Source organism: Nonomuraea sp. 3-1Str (genome assembly GCF_031570565.1).
GTDB lineage: Bacteria > Actinomycetota > Actinomycetes > Streptosporangiales > Streptosporangiaceae > Nonomuraea.
In genome coordinates, this window is the sequence record NZ_JALHBK010000008.1 from 252,136 (window position 1) to 268,690 (window position 16,555).

General features: G+C 73.4%; 17 protein-coding genes. 10 read left to right on the forward strand and 7 right to left on the reverse strand.

Going from position 1 to position 16,555, the window contains the following annotated elements; all coding sequences use genetic code 11:
• Positions 1-2: 2 nt before the first annotated feature.
• Positions 3-1,286 carry an ArsB/NhaD family transporter gene (locus MTP10_RS16150; RefSeq protein ID WP_397334466.1) on the forward strand — a complete coding sequence of 428 codons (1,284 nt, stop codon included), beginning with the start codon at positions 3-5 and terminating at the stop codon, positions 1,284-1,286.
• Positions 1,287-1,353: 67 nt separating this feature from the next.
• Here the strand turns inward: MTP10_RS16150 and tnpB are convergent, their stop codons facing one another.
• Positions 1,354-2,796 (reverse strand): IS607 family element RNA-guided endonuclease TnpB, encoded by a 1,443-nt coding sequence (tnpB, locus tag MTP10_RS16155; RefSeq protein ID WP_310710143.1) that lies wholly within the window; start codon positions 2,794-2,796, stop codon positions 1,354-1,356.
• The gene (locus MTP10_RS16160) at positions 2,796-3,377 is read right to left on the reverse strand and encodes an IS607 family transposase (protein WP_310710145.1); all 582 of its coding nucleotides are present in this window, start codon (positions 3,375-3,377) and stop codon (positions 2,796-2,798) included. Before MTP10_RS16160 ends, tnpB begins: the two co-directional genes overlap by 1 nt.
• Before the next feature lie 110 nt (positions 3,378-3,487).
• Between MTP10_RS16160 and MTP10_RS16165 the strand changes: the two genes are divergently transcribed.
• On the forward strand, positions 3,488-4,147 hold the full coding sequence (locus MTP10_RS16165; protein ID WP_310710147.1) for a TrkA family potassium uptake protein: 660 nt from the start codon (positions 3,488-3,490) through the stop codon (positions 4,145-4,147).
• Between the two features lie 116 nt (positions 4,148-4,263).
• Positions 4,264-4,551 (forward strand): Fe-S cluster assembly protein HesB, encoded by a 288-nt coding sequence (locus tag MTP10_RS16170; RefSeq protein ID WP_310710149.1) that lies wholly within the window; start codon positions 4,264-4,266, stop codon positions 4,549-4,551.
• Positions 4,552-4,650: 99 nt separating this feature from the next.
• Here the strand turns inward: MTP10_RS16170 and MTP10_RS16175 are convergent, their stop codons facing one another.
• Positions 4,651-5,634, reverse strand: coding sequence for an acetylxylan esterase (locus MTP10_RS16175; protein ID WP_310710151.1), 984 nt, complete (start codon positions 5,632-5,634; stop codon positions 4,651-4,653).
• Positions 5,635-5,748: 114 nt separating this feature from the next.
• Between MTP10_RS16175 and MTP10_RS16180 the strand changes: the two genes are divergently transcribed.
• The gene (locus tag MTP10_RS16180; RefSeq protein ID WP_310710153.1) at positions 5,749-6,027 is read left to right on the forward strand and encodes a hypothetical protein; all 279 of its coding nucleotides are present in this window, start codon (positions 5,749-5,751) and stop codon (positions 6,025-6,027) included.
• Positions 6,028-6,116: 89 nt separating this feature from the next.
• Here the strand turns inward: MTP10_RS16180 and MTP10_RS16185 are convergent, their stop codons facing one another.
• Positions 6,117-6,530, reverse strand: a complete 414-nt coding sequence (locus tag MTP10_RS16185) for an organic hydroperoxide resistance protein (protein ID WP_310710155.1) — start codon at positions 6,528-6,530, stop codon at positions 6,117-6,119.
• Positions 6,531-6,609: 79 nt separating this feature from the next.
• On the opposite strand from MTP10_RS16185, the gene MTP10_RS16190 reads away from it, so the two are divergent.
• Positions 6,610-7,050 carry a MarR family transcriptional regulator gene (locus tag MTP10_RS16190; protein WP_310710157.1) on the forward strand — a complete coding sequence of 147 codons (441 nt, stop codon included), beginning with the start codon at positions 6,610-6,612 and terminating at the stop codon, positions 7,048-7,050.
• 58 nt (positions 7,051-7,108) lie between these two features.
• Here MTP10_RS16190 and MTP10_RS16195 read toward each other — a convergent pair whose 3' ends face one another.
• From MTP10_RS16195 to MTP10_RS16205, 3 genes are all read right to left on the reverse strand, one after another.
• Positions 7,109-11,236, reverse strand: a complete 4,128-nt coding sequence (locus MTP10_RS16195; RefSeq protein WP_310710158.1) for a hypothetical protein — start codon at positions 11,234-11,236, stop codon at positions 7,109-7,111.
• A gap of 353 nt (positions 11,237-11,589) precedes the next feature.
• The gene (locus MTP10_RS16200) at positions 11,590-11,826 is read right to left on the reverse strand and encodes a DUF6289 family protein (RefSeq protein WP_310710160.1); all 237 of its coding nucleotides are present in this window, start codon (positions 11,824-11,826) and stop codon (positions 11,590-11,592) included.
• Between the two features lie 107 nt (positions 11,827-11,933).
• On the reverse strand, positions 11,934-12,503 hold the full coding sequence (locus tag MTP10_RS16205) for a PadR family transcriptional regulator (RefSeq protein ID WP_310710161.1): 570 nt from the start codon (positions 12,501-12,503) through the stop codon (positions 11,934-11,936).
• A 62-nt stretch (positions 12,504-12,565) separates the two neighbouring features.
• Between MTP10_RS16205 and MTP10_RS16210 the strand changes: the two genes are divergently transcribed.
• The 5 genes from MTP10_RS16210 (at position 12,566) to MTP10_RS16230 (ending at position 16,513) form a co-directional block, all read left to right on the forward strand.
• A complete protein-coding gene (locus MTP10_RS16210) occupies positions 12,566-13,327 on the forward strand; it encodes an alpha/beta hydrolase (RefSeq protein ID WP_310710163.1) in 762 nt (253 codons plus the stop codon).
• A 72-nt stretch (positions 13,328-13,399) separates the two neighbouring features.
• Positions 13,400-13,942 carry a GNAT family N-acetyltransferase gene (locus tag MTP10_RS16215; protein ID WP_310710165.1) on the forward strand — a complete coding sequence of 181 codons (543 nt, stop codon included), beginning with the start codon at positions 13,400-13,402 and terminating at the stop codon, positions 13,940-13,942.
• A gap of 96 nt (positions 13,943-14,038) precedes the next feature.
• Entirely contained in the window at positions 14,039-14,386 is a 348-nt protein-coding gene (locus MTP10_RS16220) for a YciI family protein (RefSeq protein ID WP_310710167.1), read from the forward strand.
• 8 nt (positions 14,387-14,394) lie between these two features.
• Positions 14,395-15,696, forward strand: coding sequence for a DUF6596 domain-containing protein (locus tag MTP10_RS16225; RefSeq protein WP_310710168.1), 1,302 nt, complete (start codon positions 14,395-14,397; stop codon positions 15,694-15,696).
• 52 nt (positions 15,697-15,748) lie between these two features.
• Positions 15,749-16,513 (forward strand): SDR family NAD(P)-dependent oxidoreductase, encoded by a 765-nt coding sequence (locus MTP10_RS16230; protein ID WP_310710170.1) that lies wholly within the window; start codon positions 15,749-15,751, stop codon positions 16,511-16,513.
• Positions 16,514-16,555 lie beyond the last annotated feature (42 nt).

The window sequence follows — 16,555 nt, forward strand, 5'->3', positions numbered from 1 at the left end:
CGCTGACGGCCTGGCTGGCGCTCGCCGTCTTCCTCGGCGCGTACACGCTGATCGCCACGGAGAAGGTGCACCGGGTCGCCGCGGCGCTGGGCGGCGCCGGGATCATGCTGGTGATCCACGCCACCGCCGCCGGGCCCGCGTTCTTCTCCGAGAGCACCGGGATCGACTGGAACGTCGTGTTCCTGCTGCTCGGCATGATGATCATCGTGGGGGTGCTGAAGCGCACCGGCGTCTTCGAGTACCTGGCGATCTGGGCGGCCAAGCGCGCCCGCGGGCGGCCGTACCGGCTCATGGTGCTGCTCGTGGTGATCACCGCGTCGGCGTCGGCGCTGCTCGACAACGTCACGACCGTGCTGCTCGTGGCGCCCGTGACGTTCCTGGTGTGCGAGCGGCTGGCGCTGCCGGTCGCGCCGTTCCTCATCGCCGAGGCCATGGCCTCCAACATCGGCGGCACGGCCACGCTCGTCGGAGACCCGCCGAACATCATCATCGCCAGCCGGGCCGGTCTCACCTTCAACGACTTCCTCGTCCACCTGGCGCCGCTGGTCGTGGTGCTGGTGGCGGCGTTCGCGCTGCTGTGCCGGGTGCTGTTCCGCCGGGCGTTCCGCTACGACCCGGCGCGGGCGGCGGAGATCATGGCGCTGAACGAGCGGGAGGCCATCGCCGACCGGCGCCTGCTGTGGCAGAGCCTCGTCGTGCTGGGGCTGGTCATGGCGGCCTTCGTGCTGCACCCGGTGCTGCACTACGAGCCGTCGATCGTGGCCCTGCTCGGCGCCGGGGTGCTGGTCGCCCTCACCGAGGTCACCACCGAGGAAGCGCTGGCCGAGGTGGAGTGGCCGACGCTGGTGTTCTTCGCCGGGCTGTTCGTGATGGTGGGCGCGCTCGTCCACACCGGCGTCATCGGCGAGGTCGCGCGAGCCGCCGCCGGAGCGGCCGAGGGACGGCCGGCGGCCACCACCATGGCGCTGCTCTGGGGGTCGGCCGGGCTGTCGGCGATCGTGGACAACATCCCGTACGTCGCCACCATGAGCCCCATCGTGGAGCAGCTCGTGCAGGCGAGCGGCGACCATCAGGGGCAGGTGCTGTGGTGGGCGCTGGCGCTCGGCGCCGACCTCGGCGGCAACGCCACGGCCGTCGGCGCGGCGGCCAACGTCGTGGTGATCGGCATCGCCGCCCGCAACGGCACGCCGATCAGCTTCTGGGGCTTCACCCGGTACGGTCTGGTCGTCATGGTCGTCACGGTCGCGCTGGCGACGCCGTACCTGTGGCTGCGCTACCTTCTCTAACCGTTGCTGATTCCGTAGTCGGAGATCAGTAATCCGGGCATTACGGCCCGGAAGGTCCGTCACGGTGTCACCAGAGCGCGGGTTGCGCTTCGGTGTCCTGAGTACGGTCTCGCGCTTCTTCCCGCTGGTGCGGGGTTGCGCCACCGGCCCGCCCCGACTCGGCCTTGCGGCCGAGTCGGGTAGCGCGGGTCTTCTGGTCGGCTCCACGCGGTTTCGACGCTTGCGCGTCCTGGTCTCCGGCCACTCCGGTACCAGTGGTGCAGGCCGCCGCGAGGGCGGCAAGGTTTCGGGCTGCGTTCTCGTCCCGATCCATCACAAGGGGGCAGTTGTCGCAGTCGAACACTCGAACGCGCAGCGGCAGCTTGGCTTTCACCGCGCCACACTTCGAGCAAGTCTTCGAGGACGGGTACCAGCGGTCGGCGACATGCACGGCCCCGCCGTTCCACCCAGTTTTGTAGGTGATCTGACGGCGGATCTCGCCGAACCCGGCGTCGGCGATATTACGGGCCAGGCGCCGGTTGCGGAGCATCCCGGCGACGTTCAGGTCTTCAACCACCACGGTGCCGTACTCAGCGGCGAGTCGCGTGGTGAGCTTGTGCAGGCCGTCGGCCCGCAGGTTCGCCACTTGATGGTGGACCTTGTTGCGTTCGGTGTTGGCGCTCAGCCACCGTTTGGACGGCTGCTGACCGGTGCGCCGGTCCGGTCCCTGGCGGCGGGAGACAAGGCGCGACAGCCGCCGGAGATGCTTGAGTGCGCCGTCCAGGTGGGCGGGGTTCGGCTCGTATCGCACTTCACCGGCGCTGTCGGCGAGTACTGCGAGGCATTTGACACCCAGGTCCACGCCCACGACAGTGTCCGGCCGCGCTGGAACACTCGCGGCTCGTTGGACCTCAACTTGGAAGGACACGAACCAGCGTCCACGCTCGTGACGGACGGTGGCCGACATGATGCGGCCGGTCCCGGCGGTCAGCCGCCGCTGGAGTTTGCGGGTGGACTCGTGGGTGCGGATCGTGCCCAGCCGGGGCAGCGTCACGTGACGGCGGTCATCTTCCACACGAATGGCGCCGGTGGTGAACTTGATCGACGGGACGGCCTTCCGCTTGGACCGGAAGGCCGGGAAGCCCATCCTCGGCCCCTTACGCTTGCCTTTCTTGGAATCGCTCCAGTTCTTCAACGCGACAGCGAGGCGCTCCAGCCCGCTGCTGTATGCCTCTTTGGAGTTGTCCTCCCACCACGGCGCAACCTGCCCTTTGGCGGTGTTCCAGACTTTACGCAGCGAGTACATCGACCACGACAGCGACGGGGTCAACTGCCCTTCGGGGATGCCGTAGCTGCGTTCCGCATCTCGCTGGTCGAGGTTCGCCTTGACCAGGGCCAGGCCCCAGTTGAACGCCACCCGCGCCGCACCGCAATGTGACGCCAGTGCGCGGGTCTGGCCCGCGTTCGGGTCGAGAGCGAAACGGTAGGCCTGCACCACGAAACCGGTCTGCGCCTGGAACTTCGCCGCCATCAGCCACCGACCTCTGCCTCGACATCCGTTGCGGCGGATACGGCGAGTTCGGCACGACGCTTCGCCGAACGACGCCCGTACAGGCGGGCGCACATGGACGTCAACACCTCGGTCATGTCCCGAACCAGATCATCGGTGGTCTCATCCGGTTCCAGGACCACCAGGCGGCGGCCGGACGCGGCGAGCGCGGATTCCACGTGTTCGACACCGAACCGGGCCAGCCGGTCGCGGTGCTCGACCACGATGACAGCCGCAGTCGGGTCGGCCAGCACGAGATGCAGCTTGCGGCGTGTGCCGTTCAGACCGGACCCGACCTCCTTGACCACCTCGCCGACGGCCAGTCCTTGGGCGTTGGCGCCCTCGACGACCCGCACGGCCTGCCGGTCCAGATCGCCCTTCTGGTCGCCGGACGACACACGGCAGTATGCGACCACCCGACCAACGGCGCTGGCAGGTTCTTCGACGATCCACGTGCCGGAGGGCGCCTGGCGGACGGGTACGGGCATCTTGCTGTCCTTCACCCATCGCCAGGCGGTCTGATAGCTCACGCCCTGCTGGCGCGCCCACTCCGAAAGCTTCACACGTTCATGATACACGACTACTTTTGACTATGTTTGTCTATAGAATCTGGGGCACCTGCCCACCCCCACTCCCTCCGACCCCCACTTCCCACCTGAGGAGCTACTCCCCCGTGGCTGACAAGAAGCTCGACCCGGTCGTGGTCATCGGGCTCGGCCGGTTCGGCACGTCGCTGGCGCTGGAGCTGGCGCGGCACGGCACCGAGGTGCTCGCCATCGACCGGCGGCCCAAGGTCGTGCAGGCGCTCGCCGGGCAGATCACGCAGATCGCCGCGGCCGACGCCACCGACATGGAGGCGTTGCGGCAGCTCGGCGTGCCCGACTTCTACCGGGCGGTGGTCGCCATCGGCGGCGACCTGGAGGCCAGCATCCTGACCGCCTCGCTGCTCGTGGAGCTGGAGATCGACGACATCTGGGCCAAGGCCGTCAGCAAGCAGCACGGCCGCATCCTCAGCCGCATCGGCGCCCACCACGTCGTCCTGCCCGAGCACGACATGGGCGAGCGCGTCGCGCACCTGGTGAGCGGCCGCATGCTCGACTACATGCAGGTGGACGAGGGCTTCGCGCTGGCCAAGACCCTGCCGCCGAAGGAGTACGTGGGCGTGCCCCTGGGCCGCTCCCACCTGCGCCGCAAGTACGGCATCACGATCGTCGCGGTCAAGAGCCCCGGCGAGGAGTTCACGTACGCCACGGCGGAGACGGAGCTGACGTACAACGACGTGATCATCGTCTCGGGCCGGACGGAGGCCGTGGAGCGTTTCGCCGAGCTGTGAGCCGCCATCGCCCGGCGCCCGATATATCCGTAAAAATCATGTAGGAGAAGGGTTGGGTGGGGGACGAGCGGGCATGGCAGGCAATTCCTGCACGTCAATCACGAGGAGGAGCCCTAGTGCTCACCCTGACAGAAAACGCAGCCCAGGCCATCCGCGACCTCACGGCCTCCGCGCCGGAGCCCTCGCAGAGCGGCGTCCGCATCGCGTCGCAGGGGCAGGACACGGGTACGCTCACCCTTTCGCTGGCCCACCAGCCCGAGCCGACGGACGCGGTCGTCGAGACCGAGGGGGCCCGCGTCTACCTCGACCCGGTGGCCGCCACCGTCCTCGACGACAAGGCCCTGGACGCGGGGGCCGACGACAAGGGAGCCGTCTCGTTCCTCGTCACCGACCAGCCCACCTGACATCCCACGCGGCGGCCCCGGCCTGACGGGGGACCCGCGGGCCGCCCCACCGGCCCGGCACGGCTTGTCGTGCCGGGCCGGTGGCGTGCCCGCGGCTGCTCAGACGGCGCCGGACAGGAGCTTGTGCGCGTACCGGAGCTGCTCCTCGCGCTGGAAGCCCTGGCCGCCCTCGTGCCCGTTCCACGGCCAGACCGTGATCTCCTTCGGGCCCTGCCAGTGGTTGTAGGCGGCGAAGACCGTGGACGGCGGGCAGACGTCGTCCATGAGCGCCACCGAGTACAGCACCGGGGCCTGGCCGCGGGCCGCGAAGTGCAGGCCGTCGAAGTAGGCCAGCGTGCGGAAGACCTGCGCCTCGTCGCCGCGGCGGCTGGCGAGGAAGCGCACGATCTCCTGGTACGGGTCGCGGTCGGTGATCTCGACGGCCCGGCGGAAGTGGGTCAGGAACGGCACGTCGATGAGCGCCCCGGCGACCGACGGGTACAGGGCGGCCGTGGCCTGCGCGATGCCGCCGCCCTGGCTGCCACCCGAGACGATGATCCGGCTCTCGTCCACCGCCGGGTGCCCGGCCGCGGCGTCCACGGCGCGCACCGCGTCGGTGAAGACCCGCCGGTAGTAGTACTCCTCCGGGTCGAGGATGCCCTTGGTCATCATTCCGGGCGCGTGCGGATGCGTGCCGCCGTGGGGATCGCCGGTGGCACCCGGGTGTCCCGTGCTGGCGCCGCCGTGGCCGCGGGTCTCCATGACGAACACCGCGTACCCCGCCGCGGGCCACATCAGGTGGTCGTGCGGGAAGCCGCGCCCGCCGGAGTAGCCGATGTAGTGCATCACGCAGGGCAGGGGTCCCTCCGCGTCCCGCGGGGTGAGGAACCAGCCGCTGATCCGGTGGCCGCCCCAGCCCGCGAACGACACGTCGTACACGTCCACCGAGGCGAGCGGCAGGTCGTACGGCGTGAACTCGGGGGCGAGGTCGAAGCGCCGGGCCTCCTCCAGTGTGCGCGTCCAGAAGTCCGCGAAGTCGGCGGGCTCGTCGCGCTCGGGGCGGTACGAGCGGAGCTGGTCAAGCGGCAGGTCGAACAGGGCCACGAAGATCTCCCAACCTGTGGAACCCGGGGAACGGTTGAGGACATTTCACCGCATGAATGCAGGTAAGCGCTATCCCGGGGTGCCGCAAGCCCGTCCCGGGGTAGAGGCGGACGAATGAACGATCACCTGGTGAAGATCGCGCACCCCCGCCTCCAGCCCGGCCTCGCCATGGAGGCCCCGGCCGACCCGAGCGACTTCCTGCTGCTGTTCACGGACGAGACCGAGTCGCGGGCCCGGCTCGTCCGCGACGACACGGGGCGGCCGGTGCTGCGGGTCGGGGCGCGGATGCGGCTGGACGGGACGGTCGTGGACGAGCAGGTCTGGACGGTGCGGGAGCTGGTGCGCCGGCCGGGCCTGACGCTCATCCGGCTGGGCGAGGCCCTGACCGCCTGACGCTCATCCGGCTGGGCGAGGCCCTGACCGCCTGACGCTCATCCGGCTGGGCGAGGCCCTGACCGCCTGACCGGTCGCTCGCGCCGGGGTCACTCGACGACGAGCTCGACCGGGATGTTGCCGCGGGTGGCGTTGGAGTAGGGGCAGACCTGGTGGGCGGCCTCCACCAGGGCGCGTCCCTCCTCGCCCTGCAGGTGGTCGGGCAGTTCGACGCGCAGCGCGACCGAGAGCGCGTAGCCACCGGCGTCGTTCGGTCCGATGCCGACCTCGGCGGTGACGGACGCCTCCGACACGTCGGCCTTGGCGCGCCTGGCGACGACGCCGAGGGCGCTGGCGAAGCAGGCGGCGTAGCCGGCGGCGAAGAGCTGCTCGGGGTTGGTGCCGGCGCCGGTGCCGCCCATCTCCTTCGGCGGGGCCAGGGCCACGTCGAGCCTGCCGTCGGAGGTGACGGCGCGGCCCTCGCGGCCGGTGGCGGTGGCGATGGCGGTGTAGAGGACGCTCATGGACTCGCTCCTTATGGTTGGACGCAACTCGATTGTGCACAACTCAATTGGCAACAGTCAAATCGGGTATCATGGTCGTATGGATGCCCTGCGGCTCGACGACCAGGTGTGCTTCGCCGTGCACGCCGCCTCCCGCGCCCTCGACGCGGTCTACCGGCGTGAGCTGGCGGCGCTCGGGCTGACGTACCCGCAGTACCTCGTGATGCTGGTGCTGTGGGAGCGGCGGCAGGCGTCCGTCAAGGACCTCGGAGTGGCGCTGCGGCTCGACTCGGGCACGCTGTCGCCGCTGGTCAAGCGCCTGGAGGCGGCCGGGCTCGTACGCCGGGAGCGCGACGCCGGGGACGAGCGGTCGGTGCTGGTCCGGCTGACCCCGGAGGGGGCGCTGCTGCGGGCGCGGGCCGAGCCGCTGCCCCGGCGGATCGGGGAGGCGTCGGGCATGCGGCCGGAGGAGCTGGCCGACCTGCACCGGACGCTGGGCCGGCTGACCCGCTCCCTCACCGAAGCCGCCGCCCGCCCCTGACCCCGGCCGTCCCTGCCGAACCGCCCGTCCCCCGCAATCGCCGGTCCGGGAGCTGGGATCAGCGGGCGGCGGGCCCGGCCGAGGGGACGTCGCAGCGGCCGGCCTTGACGCCGGCCACCTTCCACCCGGCGTCCGGGAACGGCGACATGAAATGCGTGAGCAGGTCCACCACGTAGTCCGGCACCTGGCCGCCCGGGTCGAGCAGCGACACCATCTGCGGCCCGTCCGCGCCCCGCAGCCTGATGGAGCCGCTCGCCCCTTCCTCCGCGAACCCCGGCCGGGCGTCCACGGTCAGGCAGGCCAGCCGCACCCCGGCGGCGCTGATCGCCTGCCGGGCGCCGATGCGCCGCATCCGCTGGTCGTAGCGGCGCAGCGCGAGGGAGGTCGCGCGGCCCAGCCGCACCGAGTCGTGGAACACGTCGGCGCCGACTTTGCGGCTCAGCCGCACGTCCAGGCGTACGTCGGGCCGCAGGTCCACGCCCTTGGCGCCGAGGTCCAGCCGGTCGTACCGGCCCTCGAACCCCGGCGCGAGGTAGCCCAGCGCGGCGGGCGCCCGCAGCCCGAACGGGATCCGGCCCGGCCGCACCCGCAGCCACGACACGCGCCGCACCGCGAGCGAGACGTCCGCGACGGTGCTGCGGTCCAGCGCGAAGTCGCCGCCCACCTGGTACGACAGGAAGCCGGTCGTGTACGGGACGTCCTTGCTCACGGCGACGCGCTGGCGGGCGACCGGGTCCACGGTGAGCCCGGCCCGGACGGCGACCCGGCCGGTGGGCACGGGCCTGGACACCAGGTCCACGCCCTGGCCGCCGGGGCCGGGCCGGATGGTGGTGTCCGCGGCGAGGTCGGTGACGGAGAGCGCCACGCCGCCGAGCCGCCCGGACGGGTCGGCGAGCCGGCCCTCCACGGCCAGCCGGCCGTCGAGCGCGTTCACCCCTTCACCGGCCCGGCCGCGCGTACCCGGGCCGGCCGCGTTCCCCGGTCCCGGCACGGCCTTGTACGTGACGGCCGGGACGCGCAGCGCTCCACCGGACGCGTCGGCGTCCAGCCCGAAGACAGCCGGGACGTCGCTGAGGCTGAGCTCGCCGCTGCCCGCCCCCGGCACCGTGACCGCGGCGCTGAGCCGGCGGACGGGCGCGGAGCCGGTGACGCGGACACGCGTGCGCGCCCCGTACGTGCCCTGGACGGCCAGCGTCGCGGGCACCGGGTCGACCGCCACCCGCCCGCGCACCCCGCCGGCCTCGGCGTGCAGGGTGAGCGATCCGAGGGTGGCCGCCGGCCGGACGCTGTACGCGGCCCGCACGACCCCGCCGCCGCCCACCTCGAACGGCCCGACCGCCATGCTGGTGACGGCATGCGGCAGCCCCGCGAGCGTGGCCCGCACCTTGACCGGGACGGGGGCGAGGACGGTGCTGGCGAGGTACACCTCCAGGCTCCCGCCCCCGGGCCGGAACCCGTCGAACGTGACCGCCGTCCTGGCCGGGTCCACGGTGACGCGGTCCGGCAGCCCGGTCAGGTCCACGTACGCCTGGACCCCGAAGCAGCCGCGCCCGGCGACGCAGAACGGACCGTCCGCGCAGCCCGGCGAGCCGGGCGGGCAGCCGCCGTCCACCAGCGAGACGCCGCCGGCCACGGCGGGGGCGGCGGCCATGCCGCGCAGGGCGGCCGCCTTGCCCGCCCAGGCCCGCGCACGCAGGTCCAGCCGCGCGCCCTTCCCCGGCACGGATGAGGCGACGGCGCCGGAGTACGTGATCACGCCGTTGGCGGACGTGACCGACAGTCGCCCGGGGACGGGACCGACGTGGCCGAGCAGCCCGAACCGCAGGCCGCCGCGCGTGACGTCGGCGTCGAGGGCGAGCCGCTGCCGCGCCGCGCCGAACCCGGCCGTGAACCCGGCCGCCTCCGGGCTGAACTCCACGCTCCTCAGCCCCTTGACCCGCACGCTCGCGTCGAGGTCACCGGTGGCCTCGTCGAAGTGGGCCGCCAGGTGCGGCCCGGCGGGCGCGCGGGCGCCGTCGTGGTTGGTGAAGGCCAGCTCCGCCGACCCGACCGGCCCCGACAGGCCGCGGAACCGGTACGCCCCGGCGTCCCAGGAGGCGTCGAAGCGAGCCGGCACGCCGGTGACGCGGGCGGAGGCCCTGACGTAGCGGCCGCCGGCCCGGGCGCGGGCCAGCGCGGCGACGGAGCCGACGGGCCGGTCGGACGTCCAGGTGAGGGTACGGGCGGCGGCGTCGGCCACCAGCCGCACGCGCCGCCCCGCGCCGCCGATCTCCGCCCGCACGTCGTCCGCCCGCACGTCGACCGCCGGGTCGGCGGCGCCGGCGGCGGGCTTCCCGGCCGCGTACAGGCGGACCCGGGGCAGCCGGGACTTCCCGCGGACTTCCACCACGGACCGCTCCCCCAGCGCCCACGACGCCGCCACCTCCCCCCGCACCCCGGACACCACGGCGTCGATCGTCGGGCCCGCCTTCAGGTCCGTGTACGAGGCCCGCGCCTGGCGGATCACCCCCGTGCCCCGGTAGACGGCCTTCCCCGCGGCCGGGTCGAGGCTCACGTCCACGTCGCCGGGGGTGTCGGACAGCTCGACCCGGGCCAGCCGCGTCCCGTCGAGACTCGCGGCGGCGACGAAGGACCCGCCTGAGCCGCCCTCCAGGCGGGCGCGCGGCGCGGAGCCGTACGTCACGTCGAGCCCCGACACCCCGGTCAGCGACGCCGAGACGCCCAGCGCCGCACCGTCCTTGATCATGGTGACGTGCCCGCCGCGGGGGCTGGACACCGCGCCGCCGCCCCGCTGGAGCACCACGGCGAGCCTGCCGATGGCGGTGCCGGCGGTCTGGGTGACGCGGTTCGCGGCCGGGTCGCTCTCCAGGCGCACCTTGGCCGGCAGGCCGTCCAGCTCGGCCCGCAGCACGGTCCGGCCGGCGGCCCGGTCGAAGTAGAGCAGCCTGGCGGCGCCCGCCCGCGCCCCGCCGGAGGTCACCTCCAGGGTGTGCCGCCCGCCGCCGGTCCCGTACGTGGCGGTCAGGGACGGCGGCACGTCGCGCAGCTCGGCGGTCATGGCCCGCGACAGGCGGCCGTCGCCGTAGACGTAGCTCCGCAGCTCCGCGCGTCCGGCCGGGCTGGACCCGGTGAACCGCACCCGCGCGGACCCGTCGCCGCGGGCCAGCTCGATCCGGGCGCGGGTGGGCATGCGGTCGAGCACGGCCCGCGTGTACCTGCCGCGGTCCACGGCCACGGCGTCGATCCTGGCGGGGGCGGAGGCGGAGATCTCCAACGCGGGGGTGCTGAGGTCGGCGTCGACGGTGAGGCTGGCGGTGGCGGGCGTCTGGGTGAGGCTCACCGCGGCGCGGCCGGTCAGCCCGGCCATGACGGCCGCGGAGGCGCCCGGCTTCGTGCGCTTCACGGCGGCCCGCACCCGCGTGCCGGACAGGTCGACGGTGAACGTGCCGCGGTCGGCGTCCGACAGGGACGCCCCCTTGCGGAGCCCGTCGAAGCCGACCGACACGCGCCCGTCGTACTCGGCCCACACGCGCGCCCTGAGTCCGCCGGCGGCGCCGGGCAGCCGCCGCACGGCGAACCCGAGGCCCACGGCCCCCTCCTGGGGACGGGCGGCGGGCACCAGGCCGGCGGCCAGGTCGGGGAGGCCGTCGCCGGTGACGTCGGCCACCACGGGGACCGCCACGGGCCGGACCGCCGAGCACGAGACCGGCACCTCGGCGCTCTCCACGCACAGCCGGTACGTCACCCCGGCCGACGTGCCACCCGACGTGCCACCCGCCGTGCCGCCTCCGGTGGGGAAGGCGCCGGTGAGGGTGTCGGCGAGGGAGCGGGACAAGGTGGCCGGCGCTCTCTTCACCGTCAGCGGGCGGGCGTCGCGGGTGTCGGGGAGCACGGACCGTACGCCGGGGCCGTCCGCGCCGACGTGGCGGGCCGCCTCGCGCTCGACCTCGCTCACCAGCCTGGGCCCCGCCGGGACGGTGATGTCCGGAGCGGTGGGCGCCGCGAGCCGGCCGTCGGCGTCCCGCAGGGCCGGGGACGCTTCCGTGGGGACGTTCACGGTGGCGGGAGCCGGCCGGCGAACGGCCGGCACCGGCCGCACCCGCACCCCGGCGGAGTCGGCCGGGGAGAGGACCGCGGGAGTCCGGGCGGCGCCGGAGACTTGCGCCGCCCGGACGGGACCCCGCATCGGGTGGGGCGTCGCGCCGTCCACTGCCCCCGCACCAACCGGACCCGCCTCTGACAGGGGCTCCGCCGCGTTCACCGCCGCGGAGCCGGTCGTCAGAACGGCGCCGGCCAAGGACGCGGAGGCGAGCACGCGCGCGAACGCGTGCCGTGGATACCGCGACATCTAACGCTTACCCCCGAAGCGGTCTCAATCATCACATCTCTAACGAGAGTTACGACCCGACCACATTTCCTCACTATTCGTCAATCTGGGCCCAACATGGGGCCCCAGATCGACCGGTCCGGCACCGCCACGAGGACGGTGACGTACATGGGGTCGCGCGCGTACCGGTAGAGACCGCCGGATGCCTTCGATCAGGTGCAGGGGCTCGTGGACCAAATGATGTAGCCGGTGACCCTGCCCCAGGTCGAGACCTCACCATCGCAGAACTGCGTCTTGACTCCGACCAAGTTGGTGCGCGCCGGGTCGGAGAAGTACTGGGTGTTGCACATGTAGCCGGCGCCGCAGGCAGGGGCGGCCTGCGCGCCGGCCGGGACGGTGGCGAGCGCGGCGGTGGCCATGGCCGCGACGGCCAGTACGCGACGGATCATCAGTCATCCTCCCTGAGCACGAAACAGCACAAAGATCCCGCGACTTCATGGGCGGCCCAACCGGTGATCGGATGATCCGTCCCCCGGGAGGAAAACGCAAGAGGGGCTCATGTCCCACTGTGTCGCATCGAGCCGCGACCTTCCTCACCGGCTTCCCGCTCGAGGGCGTCGATGGTGGCGCGCAGCCATGTCAGCTCCGCCTGACCGGTGGCCCGCGCGATGGCCAGCAGCCCCTGGCGGAAGGGGTCGCCGAACTCCTCCGCCCCCATCGGCCGGTCGCCGTCGTAGAAGAAGCTCGTCGGCTCTTCCAGGAACGCGAGCCGCCTGCGCAGCACCTCCGCCTGGGCGGCCGGGTCGTCCAGATGCCGCAGGAAGGCGAGCAGGGTGAACCATCGGTTCTCGTCGCTGATGTCGAGCGGGGCCGGTGCGCGCAGCCGCCGCTCCAGCTCCGCCGTCCCCGCGCCGGTCAGATAGAGGACGCGGCGCGGCGCCGCGGTCGCGCCGGGCTCGTCCTTCCTCGTGACCCACCCGGCGGCGGCCATGCGCTTGATCGCCGGGTAGAGCGTGCCGTCCGCCACGGGGCGGACGTGGCCGGTCAACGCGGCCACCTTCACGCGCAGCTCGTACCCGTGCGACGGCCGCTCCCTGAGGAACCCGAGGATCGCCAGCTCCAGCATGTCCCCTACTATACCTCGAAGCCGATATATATTGCTTACGATGCATCAGGAAAGGTTCACTCATGCGTGACGCGACGGTCCACCCGAGCGGCGCCCGGATGCGCTGGGTCGAGCTGCCCGGCGCCGATCCGGCCGTGGTCTACGTGCACGGCCTGGGCGCCATGTCGGCCCCCTACTACGCGGCCACGGCGGCTCACCCGCTGCTGGGCGGCCGCCGCTCGCTCCTCGTCGACCTGCTCGGGTTCGGCATCAGCGACCGGCCGGCCGACTTCTCCTACACCCTCGAGGCCCACGCCGACACGCTCGCCACGGCCCTGCGGCAGGCCGGGGCGAGCCGGGCGTCCCTGATCGCGCACAGCATGGGCGGCGCGGTGGCCATCGTCCTGGCCGCCCGCCACCCCGACATCGCCGAGCGCCTCATCCTCGTCGACGCCAACCTCGACCCCTATCCGCCCACACCGGTCACGCCGGGCGGCAGCGGCATCGCGAGCCACACGGAGGACGAGTTCGTGGACCACGGCTGGAGGGAGGTCCGCGACCGGGTGGGTCCGCACTGGTGGTCCACCATGCGCCTGGCGGACCGCCGCGCGCTCCACCGCTCGGCGGTGAGCCTGGCCGAGGGCACGGACCCGACCATGCGCGAGCTGCTCATGGCCCTGCCGATCCCGCGCGCGTACCTGTATCCGGCGGGCGAGGCCCCCGCCTCGGCCGGCGACCTCGCCGCCGCGGGCGTGGGGCTCCTGGAGATCCCCGACGCGGGCCACAACGTCATGCTGGACAACCCCGAAGCCTTCGCTCGCGCCATCGCCGGGCTCCTGCCCTGACGGTCGCCTTCCGGGTCCCGCGCAACGGAAATGCCGTCGAGAGTCGCCGTCCCCGCTGGCTACCGTGGGCCCGTGGACATCTTTCTGACGACCGACCGGCTGCTGCTGCGCCGCTTCACCGAGGACGACGCCGAGCTGCTGGTCGAGCTGGACAGCGACCCCGAGGTGATGCGGTTCCTCTCCGGCGGCAAGCCCACGCCGCGCGAGAAGATCGTGGAGGAGGTCCTGCCCGCGTTCATCCGCTCGGGCTTCTTCGCGGCGATCGAGCGGGACACCGGCGAGTTCGCCGGCTGGTTCCACCTGCGGCCCGCGCGCAACGGCGATCCCGCGGAGCCGGAGCTGGGCTACCGGCTGCGCAAGGCGTCCTGGGGCAAGGGGTACGCGACGGAGGGCTCCCTGGCCCTGATCGACAAGGCGTTCGGCGAGCTGGGCGCCCGGCGGGTGTTCGCCCGGACCATGACCGTGAACCGCGGCTCCCGGCGGGTGATGGAGAAGTGCGGCCTGCGGTTCGCGCGGACGTTCTTCCAGGACTGGCCGGAGCGGATCGACGGCTCGGAGGAGGGCGAGGTGGAGTACGAGCTGCTGCGCGGCGAATGGGAGGCGGGAAAGTCGTGACCTCGCCGGGCCCCGGATGTCGATCCCGGCGCGGTCCGTTCGTGTAGAGGGTGAGAGGACGGCGACGGGGCCGGCCACGACACCGAGGAGAGACCCATGCAGCAGTACCTGCTCAGCCTGTACCAGCCGGACGGGGACCCGCCGCCGCCCGAGGTCCTGGAGCCGATCATGAGGGAGCTCGCGGTCGTGAACCGGGAGATGCGGGAGGCGGGCGCGTGGGTGTTCGACGGCGGGCTGCACGCGGCGAGCAACTCCACCGTGGTCCGGGTACGCGACGGCGACATGCTCATGACCGACGGCCCGTACACCGAGGGCAAGGAGCACATCGGCGGTTTCGTGGTCGTACGGGCGGATGACCTGGACGGGGCGCTGGAGTGGGCGCGCAGGATCGGGGCCGCCAGCGGGCTGCCGATCGAGGTCCGCCCGTTCAAGGACCTGCGCTGACCCGCGACGTGCCGCCCGCGTCCGGCCCCTCCTCCCCGGAGGGGCCGGGCCGGCCTCAGCCGCCGCGGGCGCCGGACCCGCTGAACCGGCCGGACCGGCCGGTGGACGTCGAGGGCGTGTTCCGGTGGGAGTACGCCCGGGCGGTGGCCGTGCTGGTGCGCCACTTCCGCGACATCGACCTCGCCGAGGAGGCCGTCCAGGACGCCTTCACCGTGGCGCTGGACCGGTGGCCGGCTGAGGGGACGCCGCCGAGCCCGGCCGGCTGGATCATCACGACCGCCCGCAACCGGGCCGTCGACCGGCTGCGCCGCGAGTCGTCCCGGGCCGACCGGCACGCCGCCGCGGCCCTGCTGCACGCGGGGGACGACCCCGGCTCCACCGCCGAGGAGGGACCCGTGCACGACGACCGGCTGCGCCTCATCTTCACCTGCTGCCATCCGGCCCTGGCCGTCAACGCCCAGGTCGCCCTGACGCTGCGGCTGCTCGGCGGGCTCGGCACCGCGGAGATCGCCCGCTCGTTCCTGGTGAGCGAGCAGGCCATGGCCCAGCGGCTGGTGCGGGCCAAGGCGAAGATCCGCGACGCGCGGATCCCGTACCGGGTGCCGCGCGAGGCGGACCTGCCGGACCGGCTCCGCTCGGTGCTGGCCGTGGTCTATCTGGTCTTCACCGAGGGACACACCGCCGCCGCCGGGGACCGGCTCGTCCGCGACGACCTGTGCGCGGAGGCCGTTCGGCTGGGGCGGTTGCTGGCGGAGCTGATGCCGGACGAGTCCGAGGTGCTGGGGCTGCTCGCGCTGATGCTCCTCGTCGACGCGCGCCGGGCCGCCCGCACCACGCCCGGCGGGCGGCTGGTGCCCCTGCCGGAGCAGGACCGCTCGCTCTGGGACCGGGAGCTGATCGCCGAGGGCCACGCGCTGGTCCGCCGCTGTCTGCGCCGCGGGCGGCCGGGGCCGTACCAGATCCAGGCCGCGATCAACGCCGTGCACGGCGACGCTCGCACGGCCGCGGACACCGACTGGGGGCAGATCGTGCGGCTGTACGACCAGCTCCTGGCCGTCGCCCCGTCCCCGGTCGCGGCGCTGAACCGGGCCGTCGCGGTGGCCGAGGCCGAGGACCCGCGGGCGGCGCTCGCCCTGGTGGAGGAGCTGGACCTGGACGGGTACCACGTGTTCCACGCCGTACGCGCCGACCTGCTGCGGCGAGTGGGGCGTACGGCGGAGGCGGCGGACGCCTACGACGCGGCGATCGGCCGGACGGCCAACGCCGCCGAGCAGGACTTCCTGCGGCGGGCCCGCGCCACGCTGACCTGAGACACCGGGGACACCTGGTGCACTGGTCCGACCAGTGGCTAGGGTGCTTCGTATGACGGGATACGACGCGTTGTTCCGCCTCGACGGGCGGCGGGCTGTGGTGATCGGGGCCGGGAGCGGCATCGGCAGGGGGGCGGCGCTGGCCCTGGCCGCGCACGGCGCCGAGGGCGTGGGCGCGGACCGCGACCTGCCGGCCGCCGAGAAGACCGCCGCGCGGGCCGGCGGCACGGCCCGGCTGCTCGACGTGCTGGACGCGGACGCGGTGCGGGAGGCGGCGGACGGCGATCCGGCGGACGTGCTCGTGTTCACCGCCGCCACCAACGTCCGCAAGCGGCTGCTGGACTACTCCGGCGAGGAGTTCGCCCGGGTCGTGGACCTCAACCTGCGGGCCTCGTTCGACGTGGTCCGCGCCTTCGGTGCCGGGATGGTGGAGCGACGGCGCGGGTCGATCATCGGGTTCGCGTCGATCCGGGCGTCGGTGACGGAGCCGGGGCAGGGCGTCTACTCGGCCACCAAGGCCGGGCTGGTGCAGCTCCTGCGCACGGCCGCCGCCGAGTTCGGCCCGTACGGGGTGCGGGTCAACGCGGTCGCGCCCGGGGTGGTGGAGACGCCGCTGACCCGGCAGATCAAGGACGACCCCGCCTGGTACGACGCGTACGCCGCCAAGAGCGCGCTGGGCCGGTGGGCGCGGGCGGAGGAGATGGCCGGGGCGGTGGTGTACCTGGCGAGCGACGCGGCGAGCTTCGTCACCGGGTCCGTGCTGTACGTGGACGGCGGGTGGACCGCCGTGGACGGCCGCTTCGACCCGCCCGCCTGACCAGGCGGCCCGAAGGCCGGGCACCGCCGGGGCGGCTCGCGG